At 35.1% G+C, this 24,068-nt stretch carries 28 protein-coding genes; 12 read left to right on the forward strand and 16 right to left on the reverse strand.

What is annotated here, in order from left to right:
* Nucleotides 1-221: 221 nt before the first annotated feature.
* The 3 genes from BM012_RS19855 to BM012_RS19865 all read left to right on the forward strand — a co-directional run bounded on the left by BM012_RS19855 (nucleotide 222) and on the right by BM012_RS19865 (nucleotide 2,201).
* Nucleotides 222-449, forward strand: coding sequence for a hypothetical protein (locus tag BM012_RS19855; RefSeq protein ID WP_139210393.1), 228 nt, complete (start codon nucleotides 222-224; stop codon nucleotides 447-449).
* 187 nt (nucleotides 450-636) lie between these two features.
* Nucleotides 637-1,140, forward strand: coding sequence for a GNAT family N-acetyltransferase (locus BM012_RS19860; protein ID WP_235862814.1), 504 nt, complete (start codon nucleotides 637-639; stop codon nucleotides 1,138-1,140).
* A gap of 299 nt (nucleotides 1,141-1,439) precedes the next feature.
* Nucleotides 1,440-2,201, forward strand: coding sequence for an N-acetylmuramoyl-L-alanine amidase (locus BM012_RS19865; protein WP_061802594.1), 762 nt, complete (start codon nucleotides 1,440-1,442; stop codon nucleotides 2,199-2,201).
* A 30-nt stretch (nucleotides 2,202-2,231) separates the two neighbouring features.
* Here BM012_RS19865 and BM012_RS19870 read toward each other — a convergent pair whose 3' ends face one another.
* Nucleotides 2,232-3,062 (reverse strand): hypothetical protein, encoded by an 831-nt coding sequence (locus tag BM012_RS19870; protein WP_061802593.1) that lies wholly within the window; start codon nucleotides 3,060-3,062, stop codon nucleotides 2,232-2,234.
* A gap of 212 nt (nucleotides 3,063-3,274) precedes the next feature.
* Between BM012_RS19870 and BM012_RS19875 the strand changes: the two genes are divergently transcribed.
* A complete protein-coding gene (locus tag BM012_RS19875) occupies nucleotides 3,275-3,562 on the forward strand; it encodes a hypothetical protein (protein WP_061802592.1) in 288 nt (95 codons plus the stop codon).
* An 11-nt stretch (nucleotides 3,563-3,573) separates the two neighbouring features.
* On the opposite strand, the gene BM012_RS19880 is transcribed toward BM012_RS19875, so the two are convergent.
* Nucleotides 3,574-4,491, reverse strand: a complete 918-nt coding sequence (locus BM012_RS19880) for a VanW family protein (protein WP_061802591.1) — start codon at nucleotides 4,489-4,491, stop codon at nucleotides 3,574-3,576.
* Between the two features lie 151 nt (nucleotides 4,492-4,642).
* Between BM012_RS19880 and BM012_RS19885 the strand changes: the two genes are divergently transcribed.
* On the forward strand, nucleotides 4,643-5,323 hold the full coding sequence (locus tag BM012_RS19885; protein ID WP_061802590.1) for a YetF domain-containing protein: 681 nt from the start codon (nucleotides 4,643-4,645) through the stop codon (nucleotides 5,321-5,323).
* A gap of 61 nt (nucleotides 5,324-5,384) precedes the next feature.
* Here BM012_RS19885 and BM012_RS19890 read toward each other — a convergent pair whose 3' ends face one another.
* Complete coding sequence (locus BM012_RS19890; protein ID WP_061802589.1) at nucleotides 5,385-5,585, reverse strand: twin-arginine translocase TatA/TatE family subunit; 201 nt, start codon at nucleotides 5,583-5,585, stop codon at nucleotides 5,385-5,387.
* 21 nt (nucleotides 5,586-5,606) lie between these two features.
* Nucleotides 5,607-7,340: an alkaline phosphatase D family protein gene (locus BM012_RS19895; RefSeq protein ID WP_139210401.1), complete on the reverse strand. Its 1,734-nt coding sequence runs from the start codon at nucleotides 7,338-7,340 to the stop codon at nucleotides 5,607-5,609.
* A 547-nt stretch (nucleotides 7,341-7,887) separates the two neighbouring features.
* Here BM012_RS19895 and tatC point away from each other — a divergent pair.
* Entirely contained in the window at nucleotides 7,888-8,631 is a 744-nt protein-coding gene (tatC, locus tag BM012_RS19900; RefSeq protein ID WP_061802587.1) for a twin-arginine translocase subunit TatC, read from the forward strand.
* Nucleotides 8,632-8,667: 36 nt separating this feature from the next.
* Here tatC and BM012_RS27115 read toward each other — a convergent pair whose 3' ends face one another.
* Together BM012_RS27115 and BM012_RS19905 are read right to left on the reverse strand one after the other, a co-directional pair.
* Nucleotides 8,668-8,796 carry a hypothetical protein gene (locus BM012_RS27115; protein ID WP_260393133.1) on the reverse strand — a complete coding sequence of 43 codons (129 nt, stop codon included), beginning with the start codon at nucleotides 8,794-8,796 and terminating at the stop codon, nucleotides 8,668-8,670.
* A 25-nt stretch (nucleotides 8,797-8,821) separates the two neighbouring features.
* The gene (locus BM012_RS19905) at nucleotides 8,822-9,151 is read right to left on the reverse strand and encodes a hypothetical protein (protein ID WP_061802586.1); all 330 of its coding nucleotides are present in this window, start codon (nucleotides 9,149-9,151) and stop codon (nucleotides 8,822-8,824) included.
* Nucleotides 9,152-9,427: 276 nt separating this feature from the next.
* Between BM012_RS19905 and BM012_RS19910 the strand changes: the two genes are divergently transcribed.
* From BM012_RS19910 to BM012_RS19925, 4 genes are all read left to right on the forward strand, one after another.
* Entirely contained in the window at nucleotides 9,428-10,138 is a 711-nt protein-coding gene (locus BM012_RS19910) for a response regulator transcription factor (protein ID WP_061802585.1), read from the forward strand.
* Nucleotides 10,128-11,132 (forward strand): sensor histidine kinase, encoded by a 1,005-nt coding sequence (locus BM012_RS19915; protein ID WP_061802584.1) that lies wholly within the window; start codon nucleotides 10,128-10,130, stop codon nucleotides 11,130-11,132. The genes BM012_RS19910 and BM012_RS19915 overlap by 11 nt, the downstream gene beginning before the upstream one ends.
* Nucleotides 11,133-11,214: 82 nt before the next feature.
* Nucleotides 11,215-12,135: an ABC transporter ATP-binding protein gene (locus tag BM012_RS19920; protein WP_061802583.1), complete on the forward strand. Its 921-nt coding sequence runs from the start codon at nucleotides 11,215-11,217 to the stop codon at nucleotides 12,133-12,135.
* Nucleotides 12,119-12,862, forward strand: a complete 744-nt coding sequence (locus tag BM012_RS19925; protein ID WP_328586497.1) for an ABC transporter permease — start codon at nucleotides 12,119-12,121, stop codon at nucleotides 12,860-12,862. Before BM012_RS19920 ends, BM012_RS19925 begins: the two co-directional genes overlap by 17 nt.
* Before the next feature lie 156 nt (nucleotides 12,863-13,018).
* Here the strand turns inward: BM012_RS19925 and BM012_RS19930 are convergent, their stop codons facing one another.
* The 4 genes from BM012_RS19930 to BM012_RS19945 all read right to left on the reverse strand — a co-directional run bounded on the left by BM012_RS19930 (nucleotide 13,019) and on the right by BM012_RS19945 (nucleotide 16,763).
* On the reverse strand, nucleotides 13,019-14,551 hold the full coding sequence (locus tag BM012_RS19930; RefSeq protein ID WP_061802581.1) for a glycosyltransferase family 2 protein: 1,533 nt from the start codon (nucleotides 14,549-14,551) through the stop codon (nucleotides 13,019-13,021).
* Entirely contained in the window at nucleotides 14,538-15,647 is a 1,110-nt protein-coding gene (locus tag BM012_RS19935) for a tetratricopeptide repeat-containing glycosyltransferase family 2 protein (protein WP_061802580.1), read from the reverse strand. The genes BM012_RS19930 and BM012_RS19935 overlap by 14 nt, the downstream gene beginning before the upstream one ends.
* Nucleotides 15,648-15,803: 156 nt before the next feature.
* The gene (locus BM012_RS19940; protein WP_061802579.1) at nucleotides 15,804-16,037 is read right to left on the reverse strand and encodes a hypothetical protein; all 234 of its coding nucleotides are present in this window, start codon (nucleotides 16,035-16,037) and stop codon (nucleotides 15,804-15,806) included.
* A gap of 111 nt (nucleotides 16,038-16,148) precedes the next feature.
* Nucleotides 16,149-16,763, reverse strand: coding sequence for a hypothetical protein (locus BM012_RS19945; protein WP_061802578.1), 615 nt, complete (start codon nucleotides 16,761-16,763; stop codon nucleotides 16,149-16,151).
* Nucleotides 16,764-16,944: 181 nt separating this feature from the next.
* Between BM012_RS19945 and BM012_RS19950 the strand changes: the two genes are divergently transcribed.
* Nucleotides 16,945-17,688, forward strand: a complete 744-nt coding sequence (locus tag BM012_RS19950) for a PRC-barrel domain-containing protein (RefSeq protein WP_061802577.1) — start codon at nucleotides 16,945-16,947, stop codon at nucleotides 17,686-17,688.
* 12 nt (nucleotides 17,689-17,700) lie between these two features.
* Here BM012_RS19950 and BM012_RS19955 read toward each other — a convergent pair whose 3' ends face one another.
* The 6 genes from BM012_RS19955 to BM012_RS19980 all read right to left on the reverse strand — a co-directional run bounded on the left by BM012_RS19955 (nucleotide 17,701) and on the right by BM012_RS19980 (nucleotide 23,157).
* Entirely contained in the window at nucleotides 17,701-18,027 is a 327-nt protein-coding gene (locus BM012_RS19955) for a YckD family protein (RefSeq protein ID WP_061802576.1), read from the reverse strand.
* Nucleotides 18,028-18,099: 72 nt separating this feature from the next.
* Complete coding sequence (gene alsE, locus BM012_RS19960; protein ID WP_061802575.1) at nucleotides 18,100-18,792, reverse strand: D-allulose 6-phosphate 3-epimerase; 693 nt, start codon at nucleotides 18,790-18,792, stop codon at nucleotides 18,100-18,102.
* 23 nt (nucleotides 18,793-18,815) lie between these two features.
* Nucleotides 18,816-20,078, reverse strand: a complete 1,263-nt coding sequence (locus BM012_RS19965) for a PTS ascorbate transporter subunit IIC (RefSeq protein WP_061802574.1) — start codon at nucleotides 20,076-20,078, stop codon at nucleotides 18,816-18,818.
* 42 nt (nucleotides 20,079-20,120) lie between these two features.
* Nucleotides 20,121-20,387, reverse strand: coding sequence for a PTS sugar transporter subunit IIB (locus tag BM012_RS19970; RefSeq protein WP_040061066.1), 267 nt, complete (start codon nucleotides 20,385-20,387; stop codon nucleotides 20,121-20,123).
* Between the two features lie 14 nt (nucleotides 20,388-20,401).
* Nucleotides 20,402-22,480 (reverse strand): BglG family transcription antiterminator, encoded by a 2,079-nt coding sequence (locus tag BM012_RS19975; RefSeq protein WP_061802573.1) that lies wholly within the window; start codon nucleotides 22,478-22,480, stop codon nucleotides 20,402-20,404.
* Nucleotides 22,481-22,641: 161 nt separating this feature from the next.
* On the reverse strand, nucleotides 22,642-23,157 hold the full coding sequence (locus tag BM012_RS19980) for a mismatch-specific DNA-glycosylase (protein WP_061802572.1): 516 nt from the start codon (nucleotides 23,155-23,157) through the stop codon (nucleotides 22,642-22,644).
* A 275-nt stretch (nucleotides 23,158-23,432) separates the two neighbouring features.
* On the opposite strand from BM012_RS19980, the gene BM012_RS19985 reads away from it, so the two are divergent.
* On the forward strand, nucleotides 23,433-23,849 hold the full coding sequence (locus tag BM012_RS19985) for a hypothetical protein (RefSeq protein ID WP_061802571.1): 417 nt from the start codon (nucleotides 23,433-23,435) through the stop codon (nucleotides 23,847-23,849).
* The last annotated feature ends 219 nt before the right edge of the window (nucleotides 23,850-24,068 follow it).

Below are 24,068 nucleotides of genomic sequence, written 5' to 3' on the forward strand. Positions count from 1 at the left end.
GGTAGTCTTTCTTTATTGTAAAGAAATTACTAATCCCCTTTTAGTTACCTGATATATCCTGTATACTGTAGGAAAGATACATACCCTTACGTTTATGAGAGATGAACTTGTGATTAAGGAAGCCATCTAGCTTTATAAGTACTATCTTTAAAACTAAATTATTAGGGACAAATCTGTTCTATCCCCTCATAATTTGAAAGGGGCACGTGGAGAACATGACATTGTTAGAAATTAAAAAAATGCTTTTTGAATTAACAGTCCCCCCCTTCTCTGAAGCTTATGTCACTAAAACACTATCTTTGTCAAATATGCAAATTTTGTCAGTTTGTTATTCTAAACGAAAAGACGTTTTTCAAGTTGCGTATATAACAACAGGACCTCCTAGAGAGTACCGAAACCTTGATCAAGCGGCAAATCATATTTATGCGATTATGAAAGCAGCTGTCTAAAAGTAATTTTTTTATCCTTTCTTACAAATATTCCCTCTCTCCTTTTTATTTCTTATTATACTGAAGAAAAAGGAGACGAATGGTATGAATATTTTACAGGAGAAATGGAAAGGAACGTATATTACACTAGTTGCCAATGGTTTTAGAACATTGGAAGGAATTACACTGTATTGCACAAGAAAATAAAATTTGGACGCATCTTCCAAATAATCTTGAAAAGGCAGAGAGTATGCAAAATTTTGTGCAAGAAGCATTATCTCAAAAACAAAAGAAGATAGAGTTTCCTTTTGTTATTTTAGAAAGGGAAACAAATAAAGTAGTGGGCACAACTCGATTTCTAAATATATCAGAGAAAAACCGAAGCCTAGAAATCGGCTGGACATGGTTCTCTCCCTCTGTATGGGGCACAAACTGCAACAAAGAAACAAAATATTTGCTCTTAAAGTACTGTTTTGAAACATTGGATATTGGTCGTGTTCAATTTAAAACAGATGAACGTAATATCCGTTCTCAAAAGGCAATTGAAAAAATTGGCGGCGTCAAAGAAGGGATTTTGCGTAATCATATGATTCGTAAAGATGGTTCTTATCGTAATTCTGTATTTTACAGTATTATTGATAAAGAGTGGCCAGCTGTAAAAGAGAAGCTAGCAAGCAACATTGACTCTTCTTGTAAGCCGTTTTTTACATAAGGAGAAAAGCGAGAATCCTATTTCTCGCTTTTGTTCACTTTTCCTTTTCCCTTTTTCTTCTTCTTTCAAACTTACTTTTATTCTTTTTAACCAAAAGTTTCGATTCCTATTAGAGCGCTTTTATATCTTTTCTATTACTAAACAAAAGAAAGTTTTGTACTCTTTTTATCCTTTTTTCTCTTCACAACTTTTCTTATCATGTCCCTTCTCCCTTTATATGATGAATATTTTTCCTATTATTAAGACATTCATACAAGCTTTTTCTTTTATTCTTTCATACAATAGAGAGAGGTGATGATATAATGAAAATTTTCATTGATCCTGGCCATGGAGGGACAGACAGCGGGGCTGCTAGCAATGGCTTACTAGAAAAAAACTTAACATGGCAAATTGCTTCTTCCGTTCGAAATATGCTGCTAAATGAATATGAAGACGTTTACGTTCTTATGAGCCGTACAGGAGATCAAACCGTTTCTTTAACGTCAAGAACAAATGCTGCGAATGCTTGGAATGCAGATTACTATTTGTCAATCCATGTTAATGCAGGAGGCGGAACAGGATACGAGGATTATGTTTTTCCAGGGATCGGCGCTCCTACTACAACATATCAAAACCTTATTCATGAAGAGATTTTAAAATCTGTGGATTTTGCCAATCGAGGTAAGAAAACAGCAAATTTTCATGTTTTGCGTGAAACAAATATGCCTGCTATTTTAACGGAGAATGGATTTATTGATAATGCCAATGATGCTGCTAAGTTGAGAAATGCAAACTTTATTACCTCTATCGCCCGTGGACATGTAAATGGATTGGCTCGTGCTTTTAATCTTCAGCGAAAACAGCAAGCATCACTTTTTAAAGTCCAAATTGGGGCTTTCTCTTCACGAGAGAATGCAGAACTGTTATCCTCTGAAGCAAAGGAAAAAGGATTTACGAGTTTTATTGCTTCTGAAGACAATCTTTTTAAAGTTCAAATTGGGGCTTTCTCTTCACGAGAAAATGCTGAAGCTTTATCTGTAAGAGCTAAAAATGCAGGATTCGAGGTTACCATCATTCAATAGTAGAAAGCGCTCTTTATAGTAAAGAGCGCTTTAGTTTTTTCTAATTTTTTGGGTATACAAAACGGTTTCTGGTTTTCCAAGAGCTGCATGCCCCATTTTTTTATTATAATACAAATCAATTTTCACGTTTTTCACTTCATATTTTTCATCCATATGTTGAAGCTCATCAAGAAATGGAATAAGATGATTTGTAACATCAAATTCGCATGCTCCATTTTGTAGATAGTAAATTTCAGGAACGTACTTTCTAGATTTAAAAAATTGGACAACATTAATTCGATTGCCAAATCTATTGACAATTTCTTCATTTGTCAGTCCTTGATATGATAAGTTAAATACGCTCTGCACAGGAGTCTTTAACCACCTTGTTAAACAGGTTTGAGGATTGTTAACAAGCGCTTTAGATCCTCGTATATACCCTGCTAAAATCATAGACATAAATCCTCCGCCAGAAGAACCGTAAAAAACAACATCTTTTGCTTCATATTGGAGCTTTTTAAAGAGTTTAAGTAAAATAAGCGCAATTTCTTCTAAATAGAAGCGCTCTGCTGTGCCTTGTCCCCATCCTAGTGGAAGTTCTCCTAAATAAAGCGTTGGATCATTATAGTAAATAACAGAGTCTTTAAAATCACCCATCCAAGAGTGACGCTGGAAATATGGAGGGCCATTTGGCATTTCCATGTTTGCTCCTCCACCTGAGCCTAAAACAAGCATATTTTTTTCTCCGCTTTTTAACTTAATAAGAAACTCGTAGCTGACTCCTCTCCAATCAATCTCCAAAATAACTGGAACATCAAGAGGAATGTAAAGAGAATCAAATTCCGTAAAGTCTATTTGTATTTTTCTATATTTATCAAGCATTCACATTTCTCCTTTTCCGGTATGCTTTCTACTTATTCTATTCCTTTATTTTTAAAAAGTTTGGACTTTCTAAGGTGTCTTATATTTATCTTTTAGAACATAGTTTAATTAAACTAATAAAAGGTTGGTTTTCCAACTAGTAAAAGTAAGGATAGAGGTTTCACGTAAATGGCTATACTAAAAACGAACTTATTATAAAAAGGGGAAATAAAATGAAAATCATTTTAATTCTAGGAAGCCTGATTTTTCCGTTCATCATGCTAATTTTACAGAAGAAATATACGATGCTTAATTTTGTCTTTAATGTGTTCGCTTTTCTTGCTCTTCTCCTGTTTGGAGACATTGTATCATTAGCAATTCATGACGTTCTTCAAGAAGATCGGGTATTTATGACCACTATTCATGCCATTTTGTTAAATCCCTTTCTACTTATTTCAGGGGCTTATATTGGTGTCTATCTTTTATATCGAATTTCACTTCTAATTGTGAAAGAACGATAAAACCTCCCATCTTAATAAGAGAGAGGTTTTATCGTTCTTTTTTCTTTTGGGAGCTCTTTTGAAGGGTTAGGTACCTTATTGGGGTTATAATTAATCTCTTCTGAGGAGTAAATTCTCACAATCATTTGTGATCCATATGTATGAGCTCGAATGAGAATAGGTTGGTTATACTGATTTTTGAATCGGAAATCGGGACCATACCAACTAACCGTTGCATCTCTTCCTTCAGGTACATATGTGACACGCTTGCTGTGGGAATAGCGTTCGACAATTTCAGTTCCCGCTTTCTCCACTGCATTAAATAGGGTTGAAGAAACTTGACAAATTCCTCCTCCGATATCCTCGGCTAGTTCACCTTTTACAATAACAGGTGCTTTCAAATATCCCCTATCTGCTGTTCTCTTTCCTACTGTTTTATTGAAAGAAAAGGTTTCATTTGGGAAAACAACCGTATTGTTAAGCTCTTCTGTTGCTAAATCAATATTATGAGATCTTGCTTCATTTCGTGTATTAAAATAAGTAACATATTGACCGATTAACCTTGTCTTAATATTTACTAAAAGTTCACTATCTACTTTAGGATATGTCGTATGCATGGGTATTTCAATTGTGTCTCCATCATTTCCATAAAATTGGGTAAGAAAACGATCCCTGAATTTTTCCTTATTTAAAATCTCACCTGTTTTCTCTTTTACTACTTCCCCATATTTGTTAATGTGGGCGTCTATGGCTGGTTTATATGTTTCATTTTTTATGTTTTCTACAAGTTCTTCGTATTTTTCTTCATTAAGAAGTGGAAAACCTGGAACACCTTCCGTAAATTCTTTCCATTCGATATTCTTAATCTGTTCACCTTTATACTGTAGGGTCACATTTGATGAAACAGGCTGCGCAAAAAATACCATACCTATGATAAGCAACACTTTCACTGTTCTCCCTCCCTTCTCCTTGTTAATATGGGCGACACTTCTGCTTTTTATGTACTTCATACAAAGAAGAAGAAAAAGGTTTTTTGTTTAGATTAACACTTCCTAGAAGACAATAAGAAAAGCACATTAAAAGTAGGTGTAGGTATATAATATGAATCACTATCTAGCAATTGCAATCGATATTTTCTTTGGATTTATCGTTCTTTTTACGATTACGAAAGTTCTTGGCAGAAATCAATTTTCACAAATTACCCCTTTTGATTTTATTTCATCGCTTATTTTAGGAGAATTGCTCGGAAATGCTGTATATGATCCTGAGATAAATATAAAAGAAGTTGTATTTGCTTTTGTTTTGTGGGGGATACTTATTTTTACAACAGAAATGCTTACTCAAAAAGTTAAGAAATTGCGAAAGCTTCTTGAAGGTGAACCTGTTATTGTGATTCATCATGGACAATTGCAATATAAATCACTCGCTAAAAGTAAGCTTGATATTAATCAGCTTCAGAATCTTCTCCGTCAACAAGGTTTTTTCTCTATTGAAGAAGTCGAATTTGCTATTTTAGAAACAAACGGTGTAATCAGTGTACTTCCAAAATCACAGTATGCTCCTCCAAACACTGAAGATCTTCATTTAGAACTTAAACCGGTTTATTTACCTGTTACACTCATTATTGATGGAGAAGTCCTTTACGATAATTTAACAAAAGCAGGTTTTAATGAAGAATGGCTGCAACAGCAACTTGCCAAACATAACATTTTTGATTATAAAGATGTTATATTTGCAGAATGGAGAAAAGGAAAACCTTTCTTCTTCCAAAAATATGAATAAAAAAGCGAAAGAAATGGATCATTTCTTTCGCTTTTTCGATAACCTTTTCAATAAAGCATTGTTAGTTAATTTCCTTTTTTTCTAATGTTGTCTGACTCTTTGTCTCTTCATCATCTGAAACAAGTCCTTTTGTTGCACTTTTGAATTCTGTTAATGTTCTTCCAAAGGCTCGTCCTACTTCTGGAAGTTTAGACGGTCCAAATACTATAAGAGCGATAATAACAATTAAAACAAGTCCCGGAATTCCGATATTAGCTAACATTAGCTTTCCATCCTCCTTTGGTTAATTTTCAACCTTTTTCTTCAGTTTGTTTACCTGTTTTGTATGTGCCTTACTATGTGCTATAGTCCGATCTTCCTCTACTTCAGTAGATTTTTTCAAACCATATGGAACAGCATTTGTTACGATCTGTTTTAAACCTGTTTGATCTTTATGGTACACAAAAGATGCTCTTGTAGAAATATCGGCATTTGGTTCTGTTACAAAAGGAAGAACCCGGTAATCAGCTTGAAAACTTTCAGGAGTTACGGTACACCTTACATAGCCTCTATAATCATTAAAAAATTTAATGTGTGGATTTTGAGCTAAGATGCGGTCTGTGTCTGCTCGTTTATCTGCACCATTTCCACCTGAAGTAATAGATGTACCAACAAATTCAACCCCAACAAGAGAAGAAGATGCATCATTAAAGTCTGTGTTAATATTAGAAGCCCAGCTTGCGTGAACATCTCCTGTTAAAACGACTAAATTATTCATTCCTTTCTTTTTCACAAAATCAATAATACGGTTGCGAGCTTCAGGATAGCCGTCCCATGAGTCCATACTATAAAGTTGTGCCCCATTTGCCCCAAAATTCCGTTGTGCAAAGAAAACTTGCTGAGCAAGAATGTTCCAGTGAGCTTTTGACTTATTTAAGTTTTTGTAAAGCCAGTTCTCTTGTTGTTTACCAAGCATTGTTCGATTAGGATTCAATGACTCTTCCGAATGTGGCTTGCTCCCATCTCCATTTGCTTGGTCATCACGATACTGTCTTGAATCAAGAACATTGAATGAAGCAAGTTGACCATAAGAAAAATCCCGGTATAAACTCATATCTCCTCCATTTGGAAGCGATGTTTTTCGCAATGGCATATGCTCATAATATGCTTGATAAGCAGCTGCACGCCTTTTTATGAAATCCTGAACAGATTGTCCTTTTTCAGGAATATTATTTGCATAGTTATTTTCAACTTCATGGTCATCCCATGTTACAATCCATGGAAAAGCGGCGTGTGCAGCTTTTAAGTTTGCATCGGAGCGATACTGAGCATAGCGATTTCGGTAATCTGCTAACGTTATAATTTCCGGTCCACTATGAGTTCTTACGTTTCCAGAAGCAGAGACATACTCGTTTGGACCATATTCATATATGTAGTCACCTAAATGAAAAACAACGTCTAGCTCCTCTTCAGCTAAATGTTTATAAGCTGTGTAATACCCATGCTCATATTGTTGACAGGAAGCAAAAGCAAACGTAAGCTTTTGTACCTCTTCATTTTTCTTTGGCAACGTTTTTGTTTTACCAACAGGACTAAGCTCGTTCCCGCTTTTAAATCGATAATAATAAATCGCATTAGACCTTAATCCTTCTACTTCTACATGAACAGAGTGAGCGAGATTTGGAGAAGCTGTAGCACTTCCTTTCTTTACGATGTGTTGGAAGTGTTCATCTTTGGCCAGTTCCCACTCTACTTTCACTACTTCATTTGGCATCCCACCACCATTTAACGGATCAGGAGCTAACCTTGTCCAAAGAACAATTCCTTGTGGAGAAGGATCACCAGAACAAACACCAAGAGTAAAAGGATAGCTACTAAATTTTATCGTTTTTGCTTTCGCTTGAACATCCAATCCACCGATAGACTGGGCAATAACAAAGCCAAGCGAAAGACCGGCAATTTTCCCTGCGCCTTCTATAAATGCTCGTCGATCTACTTTTTTTTGTTGTATTGTTTCCTCACTAAACTCTTGAATCATTCCTTCTAACTTTTGTTTATCCACGAAAGTTCTCCTTTCTAAATTAGGGTGCCCCCTCATTATAAGAACTTTCTGTAAATTGATTATGAAGTGATGTAAAGAACAATAACTATTCTCAAACTTTTGTCATAGGACTATCAAATCAAAAATGTACAATAACCTCTTTTTTTTATTCATATGTACTTTATTTTTATTGTTAGAAACTTCTTTTTTCTTATGTAGTCTTTTAAAAACTTTTACATATAAATAAGGGATTTTGACAATAAATAAGAAAATTTGCGCTTTTTTGGATTTGTTTAAGAGTTCTTCTTTACAAATTTACAAACATTTTCTAAAAAAGAAGAGAGTTTTAAAAGAAAGATAGCCCTATCTTCCTCTATAAAAACAAAGAAAAAAGAGAAATCATGTGAAAATAAAGAAAAAAACAAGCCTTTTTCCTTAAATTTCTCTCCTTCCTTATTTTCACAAAGTATTAAAACTAGCTTTATAATCTTTTATTATCATTAAGAAATGAACCCTAGTTTTAGAGAAGGAGTGGAAGAGGAGTATGGATTCTAAAGAATTAAATATTATTGAGCATCTAGAAGAGGTGAGGAAGCGCCTTCTTTATGTTATTGGGAGCTTTTTAACGCTACTTGCCCTATCGCTTTTTTTTGTGGAACAGATTTATAGTTTGCTTGTCAAAGGATTGGACGTAAAGCTTGCTTTGTTAGGCCCATCTGATGTGTTGTGGATTTACTTTAAAATTGGAGCTGTATGTGCGATAGCATTCACAATTCCGATTGCAGGCTATCACATATGGAAATTTGTACTCCCTGCTTTAAAACCTCATGAACGACGAGGGGCTCTTCTTTTCATTCCTTCCCTTTTCTTTCTGTTCATTGGGGGAATTTCTTTTGGATATTTTGTTGTGTTTCCAATTGTTCTTTCATTTATGCAAGATTTAGCAGGGGCTCATTTTATACAGTTTTATACCTCTCAAAATTATTTTAGTTTCTTAATTCGTTTAACTCTTCCATTTGGAATTTTATTTGAGCTTCCGGCTATTGTTTTGTTTTTAACATCTTTTGGTCTATTAAAACCACACATTTTAAAAAAGTCACGAAAAGGAGCTTATTTCATTATAGCGGTTACATCTATTTTACTTACCCCACCAGATTTTATTTCTGATATTCTTGTTCTCATTCCACTTCTTTTCATATATGAGATTAGTATCAATGTCTCTGCTTTTGTTTATCGTAAAAAACTTCAAAAAGAAACTGAACTCCAAGAAATGGAGCTCAGCTCTTAGTAAAAAAAAGAAGGAGCAATCCTTCTTTTTTATTTTTTAAATGTTTGTATCTTTTCCGAACATGTTAACAAAAGCGTGAAAGATCTCTACCCCTTGAAATGCAAATAAGCTTAGTGCTGTAAGTGAAAAAGATCCAATCATTAGTGCACGAATCCAAAACATCATCGTAAATTCCTCCTTTAAATCTTGTTTATTTTTCTGAGGCGAACGATGTTTTGTCAAAGTACGAGGATTGATAAAAGACAGATAAAAGAAAATGTCGGTCTTTGTGAAGGCTCGGATTTTTGACAGCTTGAGTTAGCCATAAAAATGCAAGCAAAAGCGTAACTGCTACAGTGCTCCACAATACCGCTTTTTTATCGTCTTTCGATATATCTTTTAAAGAATGCACGTGTGCTTCATCTACAACAGCTGTAGCTGAATGATCTCCACTATGATGAGGTACTGCATGATGAGAAAATATAAATAGGGAGAAAACAAAAATAAAGCAAAGTGATATATACGGCTTTTTACGAATCATCTTCTCCCTCCTTTCCTCTTTAACCTATCTTAAATCAATTATCTGAAAATGAAAAGTATTATTTTTTTTCGCACTGATAAAAATTGTCTTATTTTCGTTTAATCCTGTATACAAAATATTCTACTTTTGAAACTAATTTAAACTAATATAAGTATAAAATACTATGTACCCAATTTATTAAACACCTAAACTTTTATATTATTTACTAATCTACACAATCAACTTTATAATATGTAAGAAAAAGGATTTTGTGATAAATGAAAGTGAGGCCCTCTTATGGAGAATATACGTATTTTAGTAGCTGATGATGAAGAAGAGATTTGTCATCTTATCAAAGCTTACTTAGAACGAGAACGCTATAAGGTAGACATTGCTAGAGATGGAGAAGAAGCGCTAACTCTTTTCCATCAACATACGTATCATCTTGTAATTCTAGATATTATGATGCCACAGAAAGATGGAATAGAAGTATGCCAAGTATTAAGAAAAGAAACAAATGTCCCTATTTTAATGCTTACAGCCAAAGATCACGAAAGTGACAAGATCTTGGGATTAAGTTTTGGAGCGGATTATTATATTACAAAACCGTTTAGCATTTATGAAGTTGTTGCTTGTGTGAAAGCTTTATTACGACGCTTTATTGTGTTAGGAAATAATACGATAAAGCAGCGTAGTGTTATGAAATATAAAAATATAGAAATGGATCTTACAACGTACAAAGTGCGAGTATTTGGCAAAGAGGTGACCCTTGCCGCTAAAGAATTGAAACTTTTAAAACTCTTTTTATCGCATCCTGAACGTGTATTTACAAAAGCACAGCTCTTTAAAGAAGGATGGGGAGAGGAATATATCGAGGATGATAATACAGTAATGGTTCACATCCGAAAGCTTCGTAAAAAAATTGAAAAAGACCCTTCTGATCCGCTATTTATTCAAACAGTATGGGGCATTGGCTACAGATTTCAAGGTGAAAAAGATGAGATATGATAAAACGTTCCTTCTCTTACTATTACAACTTTTTCTCGTTTTCCCTTTGTTTTTTCTCGAAAATGCTTCCTTGTTAGCTGTCATTCTAAAAAGTATTTTGTTCCTATTTCCTCTTCTCCTCATTATGCAACGATTCAATGTAATCAAGAAGATAAGAGAAACAGAAGAACTTTTAAGAGGTGCTGTTCAAGGAAATAAAAGAATACGACTACGCACAGGTTCTGATGCTATATTTCACGAAACCACTTTTTTAATTAATAAACTTATTGAAGAATATGAAGAAATGGAAGCTGAAAGCGTTCGTTCTCAACTTGCTCGCAAACGTTTTCTCTCTAGTATTTCACACGACATCCGAACTCCGCTCACTTCGATTATAGGCTATATTGATGCGTTAAAAGACAATATGTTTCGTTCAGAAGATGAAAAACAGAAATATTTACATATCTTATCAAGCAAGTCTTCTCGTTTAAAAGAGATTATTGAAGACTTATTTCATATGGCAAAGCTTGATGCTGATGAAGTATCTTTTACCTTTCAGAAACTTGATTTAGCCGAAGCGACAAGAGAAGTTCTAATTGAATTTCTTCCTCTAATAGAGAAAGAAAAAGTCTCTCTTTCGGTTGAGCTTCCTCCCTCACCTTGTTTTGTCTATGCTGACGCAACTAGTATAGCTCGTATTATGACGAATTTACTTAAAAATAGTCTTTATCATGGTAGAGACGGTAAGAGTCTAAAAATCTCGCTTTCTGATAAAGGAGAAATATATGAGCTAGCATTTCAGGATCAAGGAAAAGGGATTGAAGCTAGAGAGCTTCCATATGTTTTTGATCGACTTTATAAAGGTGATTATGCGAGAAAAAGTTCAAATGGCAGCGGACTTGGACTCTTTATTGCCAAGGAGCTAACAGAGAAACATAAAGGAGCATTAGAAGTAGAAAGCATTCCCTGGCAAAACACAGCTTTTCGTCTTTCTCTCCCTAAACTGCACATTTAAGAAAAAGTTAAGAACTGCTTAAGAAGGAGTTCACGTTTTCTTTCTACAATAAAGATCTGCTATAAAAAAGGGAGGCTTACGTATGAGTACAATTATTCAAACTACAAATTTAACGAAAAAATATGGAGAGCAAGTTTCCGTTCATCGCCTTAATATGACCGTTAAAAAAGGCGAAATATACGGCTTTCTAGGACGAAACGGAGCTGGCAAAACAACAACAATTAAAATGCTTTTGGGGTTAACAAAACCAACTGAAGGTGAAATTGAACTTTTCGGGGAAACACTTCTTCGAAATAAAAAGCGACTGCTTACAAGGATTGGCGCTATTGTCGAAACACCTGGCTTTTATGAAAATCTTACAGCAAGAGAAAATCTCCTTATTAACGCCCGAATTATAGGAATTCATAAAAAAAGAGCAGTTGAAGAGGCCCTAGAAACAGTTGGATTAGAAAAAGAAACAAAGAAGCTTGTTGGGAAATATTCGCTTGGTATGAAACAACGTTTAGGCATTGCTCGTGCCCTTCTTCATGAACCTGAACTTCTTATTTTAGATGAGCCAACAAATGGACTTGATCCTATAGGTATTAAAGAAATGAGGAAACTTATTATATCCCTAGCCCAGGAACGGAATATTACAATTTTAATTTCAAGTCATATTTTATTTGAAGTTGAGCAACTTGCACACCGGATTGGAATTATTCATAAAGGTGAATTGCTAGAGGAACTTGATATGGATAAGCTTCATACCTTAAACAAGAAACATATAGAATTTTATGTCTCAGACGAAAGTAAAGCAGCTTATATTTTAGAAGAAAAGCTAGGGATTTCTCGCTATCAAGTTCATGAAGACGGAATAATTCGCGTTTATTCACATCTTTATGAACAGCATCTTATTAATAAGGAATTGGTTTTAGGCAATGTTGATGTATTTCAGATGAAGCTTAGTGAAGACCATCTTGAAGATTATTTTATTAATCTTGTAGGAGGTGGGACAATTGGTTAATCTTCTTTATACAGAAGTTTTGAAACTTAAGCGTTCCTATATGTTTTTTATTAGTCTTCTTGGCGCTGTTGCCGCTCCCTTTATTACATTTGTGTCAACGCTTGTAAAACAACACAAATTTTCTGATCAGACGTTTTTGTTCAAAGCTTTTTTTACAGATGTTAATTTCTATATTTTAATGCTCATTGGTGTGCCCATTTATGGTGTCATTACAACGTACCTTTTTAATCGTGAATATGCAGAAAGAACTTTAAAAAACTTACTAACCATTCCGGTTTCAAAAGTTAATCTTGTTTTCAGCAAACTGCTCCTACTACTTTTATGGATTTTAACGCTTACCCTTGTGTCCTTTCTTACAGCTACTATTTTTGGCTTTATCGCAAATTTAGACGATTTCAGTATTGCTGTTTGGCTGCGTTCTTTAATAGAATTTATAACCGGAGGTCTTCTCCTCTTCTCTTTAAGTACGCCCATTATTTTAGTGACGCTTCTTATTCGAAATTACGTAGCGCCTATCATCATGACGATTATGATTACAATGGTTAATGTTATGATTTATGGAAGTGAATATAGCGCTCTTTACCCATGGTCAGCTGTTGAAGTGATTACAACAGGTCACTTTTTCAAACAATACGCTGCTTTTTTATCCTATATGAGCATATTTGCAACCTCTATCCTTTGCTTAATTTTGGCTCTCTTTTATTTTCAGAGAAAAGATGTTCAGTAAAGTCATTAATTTACCTGAACCTTCATTCTAAATATACTATTGTTTATTTTAAAAGCCCTATCGAGATACTATAGGGCCTTTTTAATTTGTTCCTTCTATCTTAAAAAGAAGTAACCATATTTCATGGGAAATGACCGTTTTGATTACCTCATGTTGTTATTCCGTCCATCTTACAAGATTAGGGCTCTCATCTAGAATAGAGACATATTGTTCATGCCAACCATATCTACTTTCAGGATCTAGTTCTGCATAACGTTTATACTTAGCAACTCTTGCTTCCTTATCCGCCCAACCAAAGTGTTTAATCCTCCACTGTGACAACATACTTTTCAGTTCAAAAACGTTCTCAGGTAACCTCCCACAATGTTGAGGTGTTTCTTTCCATATATATTTAAAATCTTTCTTATACCGTATTAAGAATGGACGATATACGAAGTGAGCTCTCCAGTACTCATCTTCGCGATAGTGGGTCTTATTCCAAAAGTCATAGAGACGAAAACACACTACATCAAATTCTTCTTGGTCTAAAATTTCTTTAACTCCTGTAGCAAATCCACTTTCAAATATTTCATCAGCGTCCAAGTTTAAAATCCATTCTGGGTTTCTCTTGATTGTTTCTTCCCACTGTTGTTTGCGTAGCTCGATCTCGTTTGAAAACTTAGAGTGTTCGTTCCTTACAAGATGAATCGGAATTCCTTTAAGGGTTTCTAAACAAATATCAACGGTGTTATCTGTACTGCCATCGTCAATAATAACGGCTTCATCGATATATTGTTTATGCTTCTCTAATGCTTCTTTTAAATAACGATTTCCTTCGTTTTTTACAATCATGGAAAGGGTAAGTTTATTTTTCTTTTCTTCTTTTGCTGAAACCTGCGTTTTTTCTTTCGTCATGAACTCATCAACATATGCTAAATCAGAATCTCGATAAATATGAAAAGCTGGCATATGAGTGTCTACATATAATGGAATACCGAGAGCTGCTGCCCGAATACAAAAATGTCGGTCTTCTCCCCAAAAAGAAAGGTTTTTAATTTGTTTGAAGTTTACCCCTTTTTCTAACGCCTTTTGACTTAATAATGTACAAGCTCCTAGCCCACCAACTTCATATACGCCTTTTTCTTTCAATTTATTAATAAATTCCATGTGGCGTTTATATTTCTCATCCTCTGTCAGTACTTCTCCACGTCTCTGCTCCCATTGAGTATATTCATCCATAAGCCACACTTGTGGTGAGAGTTCTGTGTTTGGTTGCCACCGAGTCCAAAACACTTCTGAAATAATATCCTTTTCTGTTTGAATCAAATGCTCCACTGTTTCTGGCTCAAGTAGAAGATCTGAGTCTATTAAAAATAAATAATCATACTTTTCTTCTAAGCAATGATTAATAATATGATTCTTGAAACCTGCAACTTTCCAAACGAGACGATCGTTCCAATAATGTGTATGTTCGTCGCGCAAGTACACATCCGCAAGTTGTGATGACTCAATTTTCACATTTTGGTTTTTTTCTTGAAAAGACGTTAACATAGCGCTTGATTCATTATTCTCATTATCATCAATAAAGAAAAAATGGATATCAATCGTATTGCAAGCAAGTCTTTGGAGCGAACGAAGGAAAGGTTCCAAAATAGAAGGCTTTTGGTGAACAGGACTTCCTACTAATACTCTTTTTTTAAATTCCGACATATGTCTCACCTAATGAAGTTAGATTTCTATCTTTCATTACCTCTAAGTATTGTTTATTATGAAGAATTTGAGGATCTTCAGGACGAAATTTCCTTGCTAATTCATTATGCTGATAGGCTAAATCATATTGCTGTAATCGGTCGTAACAGACACAAAGTTGAAGATGTGGCAACCATGTTGAAAAAGCTGGATTAACAAACCCGCTACATTCATTTGACAGTTCAAGCTGAATTGCGACATAGTACCAATAAATAGCATTTCTAAGTTCATTACGTTCAAGAAAATAATAACCTAATCTACAGCAAAATTCAGGACGAGGGATATCGTAAATAAAGGATGTTAAAATAGCTATATACTCTTTATCATGTTCACCTTTCTCAAAATAACAATCTGCTAATTTACTGCACGCTGAAATGTTGTCTTCTATCCATCCTTCTCCTGTATTAAGAAACTTATTATAGTAGAAAATAGCCCTGTCATACAGTCCATTTTCTCTTAACTCATTTGCAAAGTAGTACAAATCTCTCGCTTCAAATGTTTCTCCCTTTGCAAGCTTATTCTTGTAAATACGCAAGTTACGCTCTTTACTATGACGTTCACTCTTATGAATAATCGAAATATTACTACTCTCTACTTTACCTTCAACATCTAAATATTCATGAACTGATCCAATCCATTTAAATCCTGCCATTCTTCTTACAAGTCTATATTTTTTTATTTTCCCTGCCACATTTCCATATTCGTCAAAATCAAGATAATAATCCATTACTACTGCATCAACTTGAGATGAAAGCGTCTTTTTTAATTCTAAAAATTTTTCTACATCTTTTTCGTTTAGTACATCATCTGCATCAAGCCATAAAATATAATCTTTTGTTGCCTGCTGAAAAGAGAAGTTTCTCGCTTTTGAAAAGTCGTCTTCCCATGGAAACTCTAATACTTTATTTGTAAACTGTGCCGCTATCTCAATAGTCCTATCTGTTGAACCTGTATCAACAATAACAATTTCATCAACAATTTCCTTCACGCTATTTAAACAGCGTTGCAGCGTACTTTCCTCGTTTTTCACGATTAAACAAAGACTTACTGTAACCATTACTTTACCTCCCTTTCCTTTCTGGGCATTTACCTATATATATGTATGAATAAAAAATGAGGAGTGTGAGAACTTCCTAAAAAAACAATTTAAATATCCTTATATAAATAAACCCCTCCTTCGTTAAAAATAGAAGGTGGGGTCCGCTATTTTCATTTAGAAAATTCTAACAAGCCTAATATAACTACTATTAGAAGTTACTCCATCAACCGTACTTTCGATTGTAATTACGGGGGCTGTAGTTCCTGTTATCTGTCGCTGAACTCCTACAATATCACCTGCATTTAATTGAATCAGGTTAGCATTAAGGGCTATTGTAGTTGCTGCTGAAGTATTAGGACTAAGACCTTGCCCTCCTGTTCCTGCAACAGTAGCTCCATTCCTTGTCACAATAAATGCTGCACTAGATCCTTGAGCAAGTTGGACCCTGTAATCAATAGTATAAATCCCTGTTTCGTTTACTGTTACCGTTCCATTAGCATTTAACGTAAAGTCACCTGTTTAGTTGACAGGGCTTGAAGCATTTAGAGGGACAATCCCGGTTGCTCCTGAAACTCCTGTTGGTCCTGCTGGCCCTGTCGCTCCCCTTGATGCCAACAATGTATAATCTGGTGAACTTCCCGGTATCCCTCTTGGGGAAGCTATATCTGCTATATACAAACTTCCATTATAGGTCACAAGCTGACCTGCTAAATAACCTGAGGCAGCGGATGCATTAAATGGAACAACGCCCTCTAAACCGATCCCTGTTACTCCTGTTGCCCCTGTCGCACCTGTTGCTCCACGCACTCCTGCTGCAGCAATTAATGTATAATCTGGCGATGTACTTGGTAACCCATTTGGAGAAGGTGTGTTTGTAATATAAAGACTTCCCATATAAGTAACAAGCTGACCTTCAGGATAAAAAGGAGCTTGATTTGGATTAAAAGGAACAACATCTTGTAGACCTATTCCTTGGGGACCTTGTGGACCTTGGGGGCCTCTAAGTGTTGAAGTTCCACACTCCTCTCCATCATCATAATTGCAGCCACAATCAAACTCTTCCCAGTCTCTGAATCTATAATGACAACAGCAAAATTCCCTTCTTCTTCTGCAGTTGTTACAACGAAACCCCATAAATTCACCTCCAAAAGTAGGATATTCATTAGCCACTACTAGGTGTGAATTTTCCCACAATAAAAACAAAATAAGAAGGGTGAATCTTTTTTGAATTTATAACTACTATTCTCCGAATTTTCTCTACAACTTGTTTCATTTTTTATATTAAGGGTAGTGATAAGTAAGGAGAGTGATATGGATGTTATACAGCACAGATCATATTCACGGATTTACCCTTTCAGCAAAAGACGATGAACTTGGTAGAGTAGAAGATATTTATTTTGATGATGAAAAATGGACGCTACGCTATCTTGTAGCAAATACAAAAAAATGGCTACCAGGTAAAAGCGTACTTATTCCTCCCGCTGCTTTGAACGCTATTAATATGAATGACAAATATTTTAACGTAAATTTAACGAAGCAACAGGTAAAAGACAGCCCTGATATTGATGCTCATAAGCCGATTTCTCGTCAGCATGAAAGAGAGCTTCTTACTTATTATGGATTTGTTCCTTATTGGGGAATGACAGGTTTGTGGGGAGAAGGTTCGTATCCAAAAGATATTTCAAAAAGAGAGAACGAGACTGAAGAAATTGAAACTTCTGTTGCTAATGAGGAAGCTCACCTTCGCAGTGCAGTAGAAGTCATTGGCTATTCTATCCAAGCAACAGACAGCGAATTTGGATATGTAGAAGACTTTATTTTGGAAGAAGATACGTGGAGAATTCGTTATATTGTTGTTAACACAAAAAGCTTTTGGTTTGGCAAAAAAGTGCTTATATCCCCCAACTGGATTACAAACGTGAATTGGGAAACTCGAAAAGTGTATATAAACCTTTCAAAAGACAGAATCAAGAGCGGTCCAGAGTATGACTCAAATGAGCCAATTACGGAAGAGTTTGAAAAACAGTTAGATGATATGTATAAAGGACAACATATTTAAAAAAGGAAGCTTTTAGCTTCCTTTTTTATCATGCTCGCAATGTTGTCTATGTTTAGGTGGCATGAAGTTATGTTCTTTTTTCTTTTCATAATGACGCTCAATATGAGCAAGCATCTCTTTTCCTTGTTTCTCTGAAATCACTCCATATTCCATATATTTTGTAATGATTTCCTTTTTCTTTGTGAACAGCTCTTTTTGTAGCACTGAAATCTCTTTTTGCTGCTCTTCTGTTAGCTTCACCTCATTATTCGTATTTTCAGGAGCTCCAAATGAGGTTACAGGAGTCAGAAACATGAATAGAAAAGAACAGAGAGTAAAAATAAATACATATTTACGCATAAAACACGCTCCTTTTCAAATGACTTTATTTTAGTATTTGAAAAAAGCGTGCTCTTATACTATTTTTTCTATCTATCCTTTATTGTTTACACAAGCTGTTTCCTGTTGAAAAATCTCCAACATCTTATCCCACGCTTTGTCTATTTGTTCATCTAGGCTAAAAAGTCCCGACGTTCCAATAATAAACACTTCATTTCCTGCTTGTGCAAGCTCTTTAAACGTCCGTTCATTACAAGATCCATCAACTTCAATTAAATAGTTATATTCTCTCGTTTCTTTCAACTCTCTAGCAAGCTTAATCTTTTCTTTCATTTCAGCAATGAACTTTTGCCCTGCAAATCCTGGGTCAACTGTCATAATCGTTAATTTATCTATAAGATGAATATATTCATTTATGCTACTAAGCGGAGTCGCTGGGTTTAGAACAACTCCAAATTTCGCTCCTCTGTCTTTAATATGATAGATAAGTCTAAAAGCATCCTTAGTAATGGTTTCAGCATGAAGGCTAATATAGTCCGCTCCTGCATTAATTGTTGATTCAACAAAATCTGCTGGATTTTCTACCATAAGATGAGCATCAATAGGTATTGTGCTAATTTTCTTTAATTGTTCAATAAAAAATGGGGAGAGTGTGATGTTTTTCACGTAATGACCATCCATAATATCAACATGATAAAAATCTGCTCTCTTGTTTAGGCACTGAATTTGCTCTTTAAATTTTGTTAAGTCCATACACATTAGTGATGGAGAAAATTTGTATGCCACTTTTCTCATCCTTTCTTTCACGTTTATCCGAAGAAGCTAAGAAGTTTGCCTAGTAGAATACCGATAATACCAAAGTCTGTATCTCCAAATGTTGTTCCTTCTAACCCAAGCGATCCAAGAACTGGAAGGAGAAGTGCTGGCAAAAACGAAATGATGATACCGTTTACAAAAGCCCCAATGATCGCCCCTCTTCTTCCTCCAGTAGCGTTTCCGAATACCCCAGCTGTTGCTCCGCAAAAAAAGTGAGGAACAAGCCCAGGAACAATAACAGTTAAACCGACAAGCGGAAGAAGAAAAACGGAAAGAATTCCACCCGCAAAGCTGCTTAAAAATCCAATGATAACCGCATTTGGAGCAAACGGAAACACTGTTGGACAATCAAGAGCAGGCTTCGCTCCTTTAACGACTTTTTCTGCGATTCCTTTGAAGGCAGGAACAATTTCTCCAATTGCCATTCGCACACCAGCTAATACGATGTATACTCCTGCTGCGAAAGTAACGGCTTGAATGAAGATAAAGACGATAAAATTCGTTCCTCCACTAAGCTCGCTTTCAATAAAAGACGGACCTGCAAAAGGTGCTACAACTAAAAATAAAATAGCCATTGTTAAGGAGATTGCTACAGAAGTATCACGTAAAAAGCCGAGCGACTTTGGGACTTTGATATCTTCGGTTGTTTTTGTCTTATCTCCAACAAGCTTTCCGATAAATCCAGCCATGAAGTATCCAAATGAACCGAAATGCCCAAGAGCGAAGTCATCACTGCCTGTAATTTGTCTTGTATAACGTTGTAAGATCGCTGGTGAAAAAACCATCATGGCTCCTAATAAAAGAGATCCAATAATAACAAGCGGAACACCTGTTACGCCCCCTGTTACTAAGACAACAGCAAGCATTGCAGCCATATAGAGAGTATGATGACCTGTTAGGAAAATGTATTTAAAAGGTGTAAATTTTGCAATCAAAATATTAGCAATCATTCCAAATACCATAATAAGAGCTGTTTCTGTTCCGAATGACTTTTGAGCAATGGCAGCCATTGCATCTGTGTTTGGCACAACTCCCGCTATTGCAAACGCTTTTTCAAACATTCCCCTGAAAACGCCAAGGGAACCTTCGATAACGGCCGCACCTGCTCCTAGTATGACAAAACCCATTACCGTTTTTAATGTTCCCGAAACCGTATCTGCAGCACTTTTCTTCTGCAAAAGCAAACCAACTAGGGCAAACAAACCAATTAAAATTGATGGGGTTCCTAAAATGTCTTTCATAATAAAATCAACCATGCTGCTTCCCTCCACTTCTTTCTTCTATTACCTCTTTAACTTTTAAAGGTTTTCAGAAAGAGCCTTTTTAATGGCTTCTTGATCCAGTAAATTAACTAAACCTACAACATTTCGGTTTCCATCTTCTAAGTTTTCAACAATATCTTGAGCTCCAAGGTAAAGATCTGCTTCTTCACTTTTACTTGATGCTAAATCGGTATGTGAAACTTCCGCTTGTAGTCCAAGTTCTTCTAGCGCTTTTTTGACATTCATTTCTACAATAAAACTGCTTCCTAATCCGTTTCCACATACAACTAATACTTTTTTCATTTTTATCTCTCCCTTTATTTTGAGTATTTAGTAATTAGATCGGTGACTTCTTCCTTTGAATCTGTATTAATTATTTTTTCAACATTTGCTCGCTCGCTAAGTAGTGTGGTGAGCTGTGATAATGCTTTGAGATGGGTTTCATTATCAATCGCTGCTAGAACAATTACAAGCCGAACCCGATGTCTGTCTTTGTCTGAGAAAGAAACGGGTTGTGATAATGTCATTAAGCTCATGCTCAGCTTGTTGACGCCTTGCTCGGGCCTTGCATGTGGAATAGCCACATCTGTTGTAATTACAATATACGGTCCCAACTCTTCAATATTTTTTATCATTGCTTTTATATACTCTTCTTGTATATCTCCCTTTTCTAGTAGTGGAATAGAAGCATGGCGAATTGCTTCTTGCCAACTTGAAAGAGATTCTTTTAGATTAATATTTTCTTTGATTAATAAGTCACTCAGCACAGGCTTACTCCTTTCTCCTTTTCCATGTAGAGTAGGTTGATATAGATGTTCTTTTAACTTTTGATATAAAAGCTTCTCATCTTGAATCTTAGCGTGCTCGCGGATAAGATCCATAATTCCTTCGACAGAATGAGATAGAACATGACCATCTTCAATGATTGTACTCACTTTCTTTAGTAAGCTTGCTTTTTCTCCTTCCGTTAAAATCGGATTAACGAGAAATACTGGACGACCTCGGTTTGGAATGGAGACGGTGGAGACAACAAAATCTACATGGAATGGCATTGTTTCATATTCTCTAAGAGAAACCGTTGTTTGAAAATCTACAGTTGAAAAAAGACTATAAAGCTGTGTTTCTAGCATCCTTGATGTACCAACGCCACTCGCACAAACAATGAGCGCTTTTTTTCTTTTGGCTGGTACTGTTCCCTCTTTTCTCATCCATCCTCCGAAATGAATGGCAATATAGGCAATTTCGTCTTCACTCATTTTATTGTGAGCTGCTTTTTCAACATGATGGACAACTTTTTTCGTAATGTTATAAACATCTTTATAGGTAGATTGAATCGTATGTGAAAGCGGGTTATCTACTGGAAGCCCGTACTTCACTCTATAAAAAGCTGGACGAAGATGAATAAGTAAGTTATGTTCTACTTCCTTTTCATTTCGAAACATTACACATGCATATTTTTGAAAATCTGTTACCATATTTCTTACAATCGTTCTAAAGAAAGAAAAATCTTTTTCTTCTAGATTATGAGTTGTGTAATTATTAACTTTTGAACCAAGCAAGTGTGTCGTTAAGTAATATACTTCATCTTCTTGAAAAAGAATGCCCCACTTTTTGCTAAGTTTTTCAGCAATGGTCTTTGCGCTTTGAAATTCCTTTGTTTCTTGCAGCACGTTTTTCTCAACAGAGTCTATTTTTATCCATTTTCCTTGCTTCATTCTTTTTAAAAAAAGCAACGTGTTAACACTAAGCATATAAAGAACATCATCCGTAAATTTTAAGGAGAGCTCTTGTTCACTTTCTATAAAAAGAGCGAACATAGTTGTAAGCTCTTCTAAGAAAGATGGCGCATAGTGTGCTAACTTTTCTTCAAATCCTTCTCTTCCTTCTTTCACAATGATTTCTTGTAAAAAACAAGAAAGAGATTTTCGCTTCTGTTCTTCTTCCCCACGTATGATATAACCTGTCATCTTTGAAGAGCGTAACTCTAATTGAGACGATGAAAGTATTTTTTTTAGTTTTTTTACATCGTCAAGCATTGTGTTTCGACTAACTTTTAAATACGTCATTAAATCATGAAGATATATTTCTTTTTCTCTAATAAAGATAATAATAGCTGTCCAGGCCACTCTCTCTCTTGGAGAGTAGTCGTAACTTCTTATGATCTCCTCCTTTTCAACACTTCGCTTTGTTTCTTCATCAAGAAAGTATCCTGCTCCTCTTACATATTGCAGAGGATAAAGGCCAGTTTCTTGCAGCCAGCTGTTGATTTTTTTAACATCGTAGTAAATCGTTCTCTTGGATACGTGGGCAAACTTCATTAATTCTTCTACAGAGATACAAGAGCTTGATTTTGTTAACGCTCTCAGAATTGCTGAGCTTCGTTGATCTAAGGACATAGCAATCAACTCCTTTTATCTTGATGCATTTTGTTTTACTGCTATCTCCTATGCTTTTACTATATGAGATATTAACTAAAGAAAACAGACCGAATGAAAGCGACAAAAGTTTGCAAAAATTAGACTTTTGCAAACTTTGCTTTCAATATTTGTGATAGTTTTCACGAATGCAGATGTTTTAAGATATGATTTAGTTCTCCATATATTGCTACAATATCTTCAAGGCTCATTCTTACAAGACCACTTGAAGAAGGAGCAACAAAATCGATCGTTCCTTCAACAACTCCCTTTCCTTGAATTCCCCAAGGTATTTTACGTTCATTCCGATATTCTTGATATACACCTTTTCCTACGAAGCATGCAATCTTTGGTTTGAATTTCTTAATCTTTCTTCTTAGTTCTTCTCTTCCTTCTTTATATTCTTCTTTTGCAATATCTTCTGCTCCTTTTGTTGGACGTGAAACAATATTTGTAAGTCCATAGTTAAAATCCAAAAGCTTATAATCCTCTGTAGGGTGAAGTTTCCTTGGCGTTAATTTAGTTTTTTCTAAAATAGTCCAAAAACGATTGCTCGGATGTGCAAAATGATGACCTATGTTCCCTGAACGGATGCTAGGATTAAAACCTACAAACAAAATATCAAGATCTTCTTTAAGGTAATCTGCCACTTTTTCCATACAAAAACTCCTTTAAAAATTGTTTTAATTCTTATCATATCGTACTAGCCCACATAGAAACAACTCAGAAAATCGATAAAGGAGAAAAGCATCTTTTCTTAACTTCTTTATAAATTTCTAATGCCCTGTATAACCTCTCCTCTTGGGCCATATAGTGTAGAGAACAAACTATTTAGTGTGAACAGGGACATTGCGAGCTTGAAGTCAATATGATATATATTGTTAGGGACTAATTAAAATCCTCCTTTTATTATAAGAAAGAAACGAGTGTTGAAATGAATTTTGAGACGTTAATAAATCAAAATGATGCAACAATAAAACTTGTCATTGAGTATGAATTTCCGGACAAAAGATGTGTAGGGGGAAAATATGTTCCTTCTACAAATTCAATTTTTCTATTTGAACATGATATTGAAATTCAGTGTCGCCATATGTTTGGCTCACTTGAACATTTAGACTCCTATCGATGGATTGTTTTTGGTCATGAATTAGGACATGCACTTGATCCAGAGCTTTCTTTTCTGAGTAAGAAGCTAGAGGAAACAGCTGATGCTTATTACTTATATAAGATTGAAGAAAATGCGTGGAATATTGCTGAAGACCTTCTTTCCTTTGTTGAGAGAGGAATTTTTCAGAAGGTAAGGCAAGAATCATTAGCTGTTCACACGAAAAAGGTACAAAATATTAGCTAAAAGAAAACTCATTTATTTTAAAATAAAAACGAGGAAAGAATATTCTTCCCTCGTTTTTATCTTCCTATCTAAATGTATAAGTGTTTAAAGTTGCTAAAAGCCCTATTAATTTCGTTTTTTCATTTATTCTTCCTGAGTTATTCATAAGAAACGCCTTCTTTTTCATCTATACACACCATTTACAGATTATCTCTATTTTTTAACTCTTCTTAGATAACA

Origin of the sequence: Priestia endophytica DSM 13796, from assembly GCF_900115845.1 — a bacterium.
GTDB classification, from domain to species: Bacteria; Bacillota; Bacilli; order Bacillales; family Bacillaceae_H; genus Bacillus_I; species Bacillus_I endophytica.

Bases quoted from the DNA above. Each gene is read 5' to 3' on its own strand.
- BM012_RS19875 (WP_061802592.1), top strand. From the start codon at position 3,275: ATGAAAATCATTTTAATTCTAGGAAGCCTGATTTTTCCGTTCATCATG.
- BM012_RS19985 (WP_061802571.1), top strand. From the start codon at position 23,433: ATGAATTTTGAGACGTTAATAAATCAAAATGATGCAACAATAAAACTT.
- BM012_RS19885 (WP_061802590.1), top strand. From the start codon at position 4,643: ATGAATCACTATCTAGCAATTGCAATCGATATTTTCTTTGGATTTATC.
- BM012_RS19915 (WP_061802584.1), top strand. From the start codon at position 10,128: ATGAGATATGATAAAACGTTCCTTCTCTTACTATTACAACTTTTTCTC.
- BM012_RS19945 (WP_061802578.1), bottom strand. From the start codon at position 16,763: ATGGGGTTTCGTTGTAACAACTGCAGAAGAAGAAGGGAATTTTGCTGT.
- BM012_RS19870 (WP_061802593.1), bottom strand. From the start codon at position 3,062: ATGCTTGATAAATATAGAAAAATACAAATAGACTTTACGGAATTTGAT.
- BM012_RS19970 (WP_040061066.1), bottom strand. From the start codon at position 20,387: ATGAAAAAAGTATTAGTTGTATGTGGAAACGGATTAGGAAGCAGTTTT.
- BM012_RS27115 (WP_260393133.1), bottom strand. From the start codon at position 8,796: ATGATGTTTTGGATTCGTGCACTAATGATTGGATCTTTTTCACTTACA.
- BM012_RS19955 (WP_061802576.1), bottom strand. From the start codon at position 18,027: ATGCGTAAATATGTATTTATTTTTACTCTCTGTTCTTTTCTATTCATG.
- BM012_RS19930 (WP_061802581.1), bottom strand. From the start codon at position 14,551: ATGTCGGAATTTAAAAAAAGAGTATTAGTAGGAAGTCCTGTTCACCAA.
- BM012_RS19975 (WP_061802573.1), bottom strand. From the start codon at position 22,480: ATGTCCTTAGATCAACGAAGCTCAGCAATTCTGAGAGCGTTAACAAAA.
- BM012_RS19895 (WP_139210401.1), bottom strand. From the start codon at position 7,340: ATGATTCAAGAGTTTAGTGAGGAAACAATACAACAAAAAAAAGTAGAT.
- BM012_RS19920 (WP_061802583.1), top strand. From the start codon at position 11,215: ATGAGTACAATTATTCAAACTACAAATTTAACGAAAAAATATGGAGAG.
- tatC (WP_061802587.1), top strand. From the start codon at position 7,888: ATGGATTCTAAAGAATTAAATATTATTGAGCATCTAGAAGAGGTGAGG.
- BM012_RS19935 (WP_061802580.1), bottom strand. From the start codon at position 15,647: ATGGTTACAGTAAGTCTTTGTTTAATCGTGAAAAACGAGGAAAGTACG.
- BM012_RS19890 (WP_061802589.1), bottom strand. From the start codon at position 5,585: ATGTTAGCTAATATCGGAATTCCGGGACTTGTTTTAATTGTTATTATC.
- BM012_RS19950 (WP_061802577.1), top strand. From the start codon at position 16,945: ATGTTATACAGCACAGATCATATTCACGGATTTACCCTTTCAGCAAAA.
- BM012_RS19980 (WP_061802572.1), bottom strand. From the start codon at position 23,157: ATGGAAAAAGTGGCAGATTACCTTAAAGAAGATCTTGATATTTTGTTT.
- BM012_RS19910 (WP_061802585.1), top strand. From the start codon at position 9,428: ATGGAGAATATACGTATTTTAGTAGCTGATGATGAAGAAGAGATTTGT.
- BM012_RS19965 (WP_061802574.1), bottom strand. From the start codon at position 20,078: ATGGTTGATTTTATTATGAAAGACATTTTAGGAACCCCATCAATTTTA.
- BM012_RS19905 (WP_061802586.1), bottom strand. From the start codon at position 9,151: ATGATTCGTAAAAAGCCGTATATATCACTTTGCTTTATTTTTGTTTTC.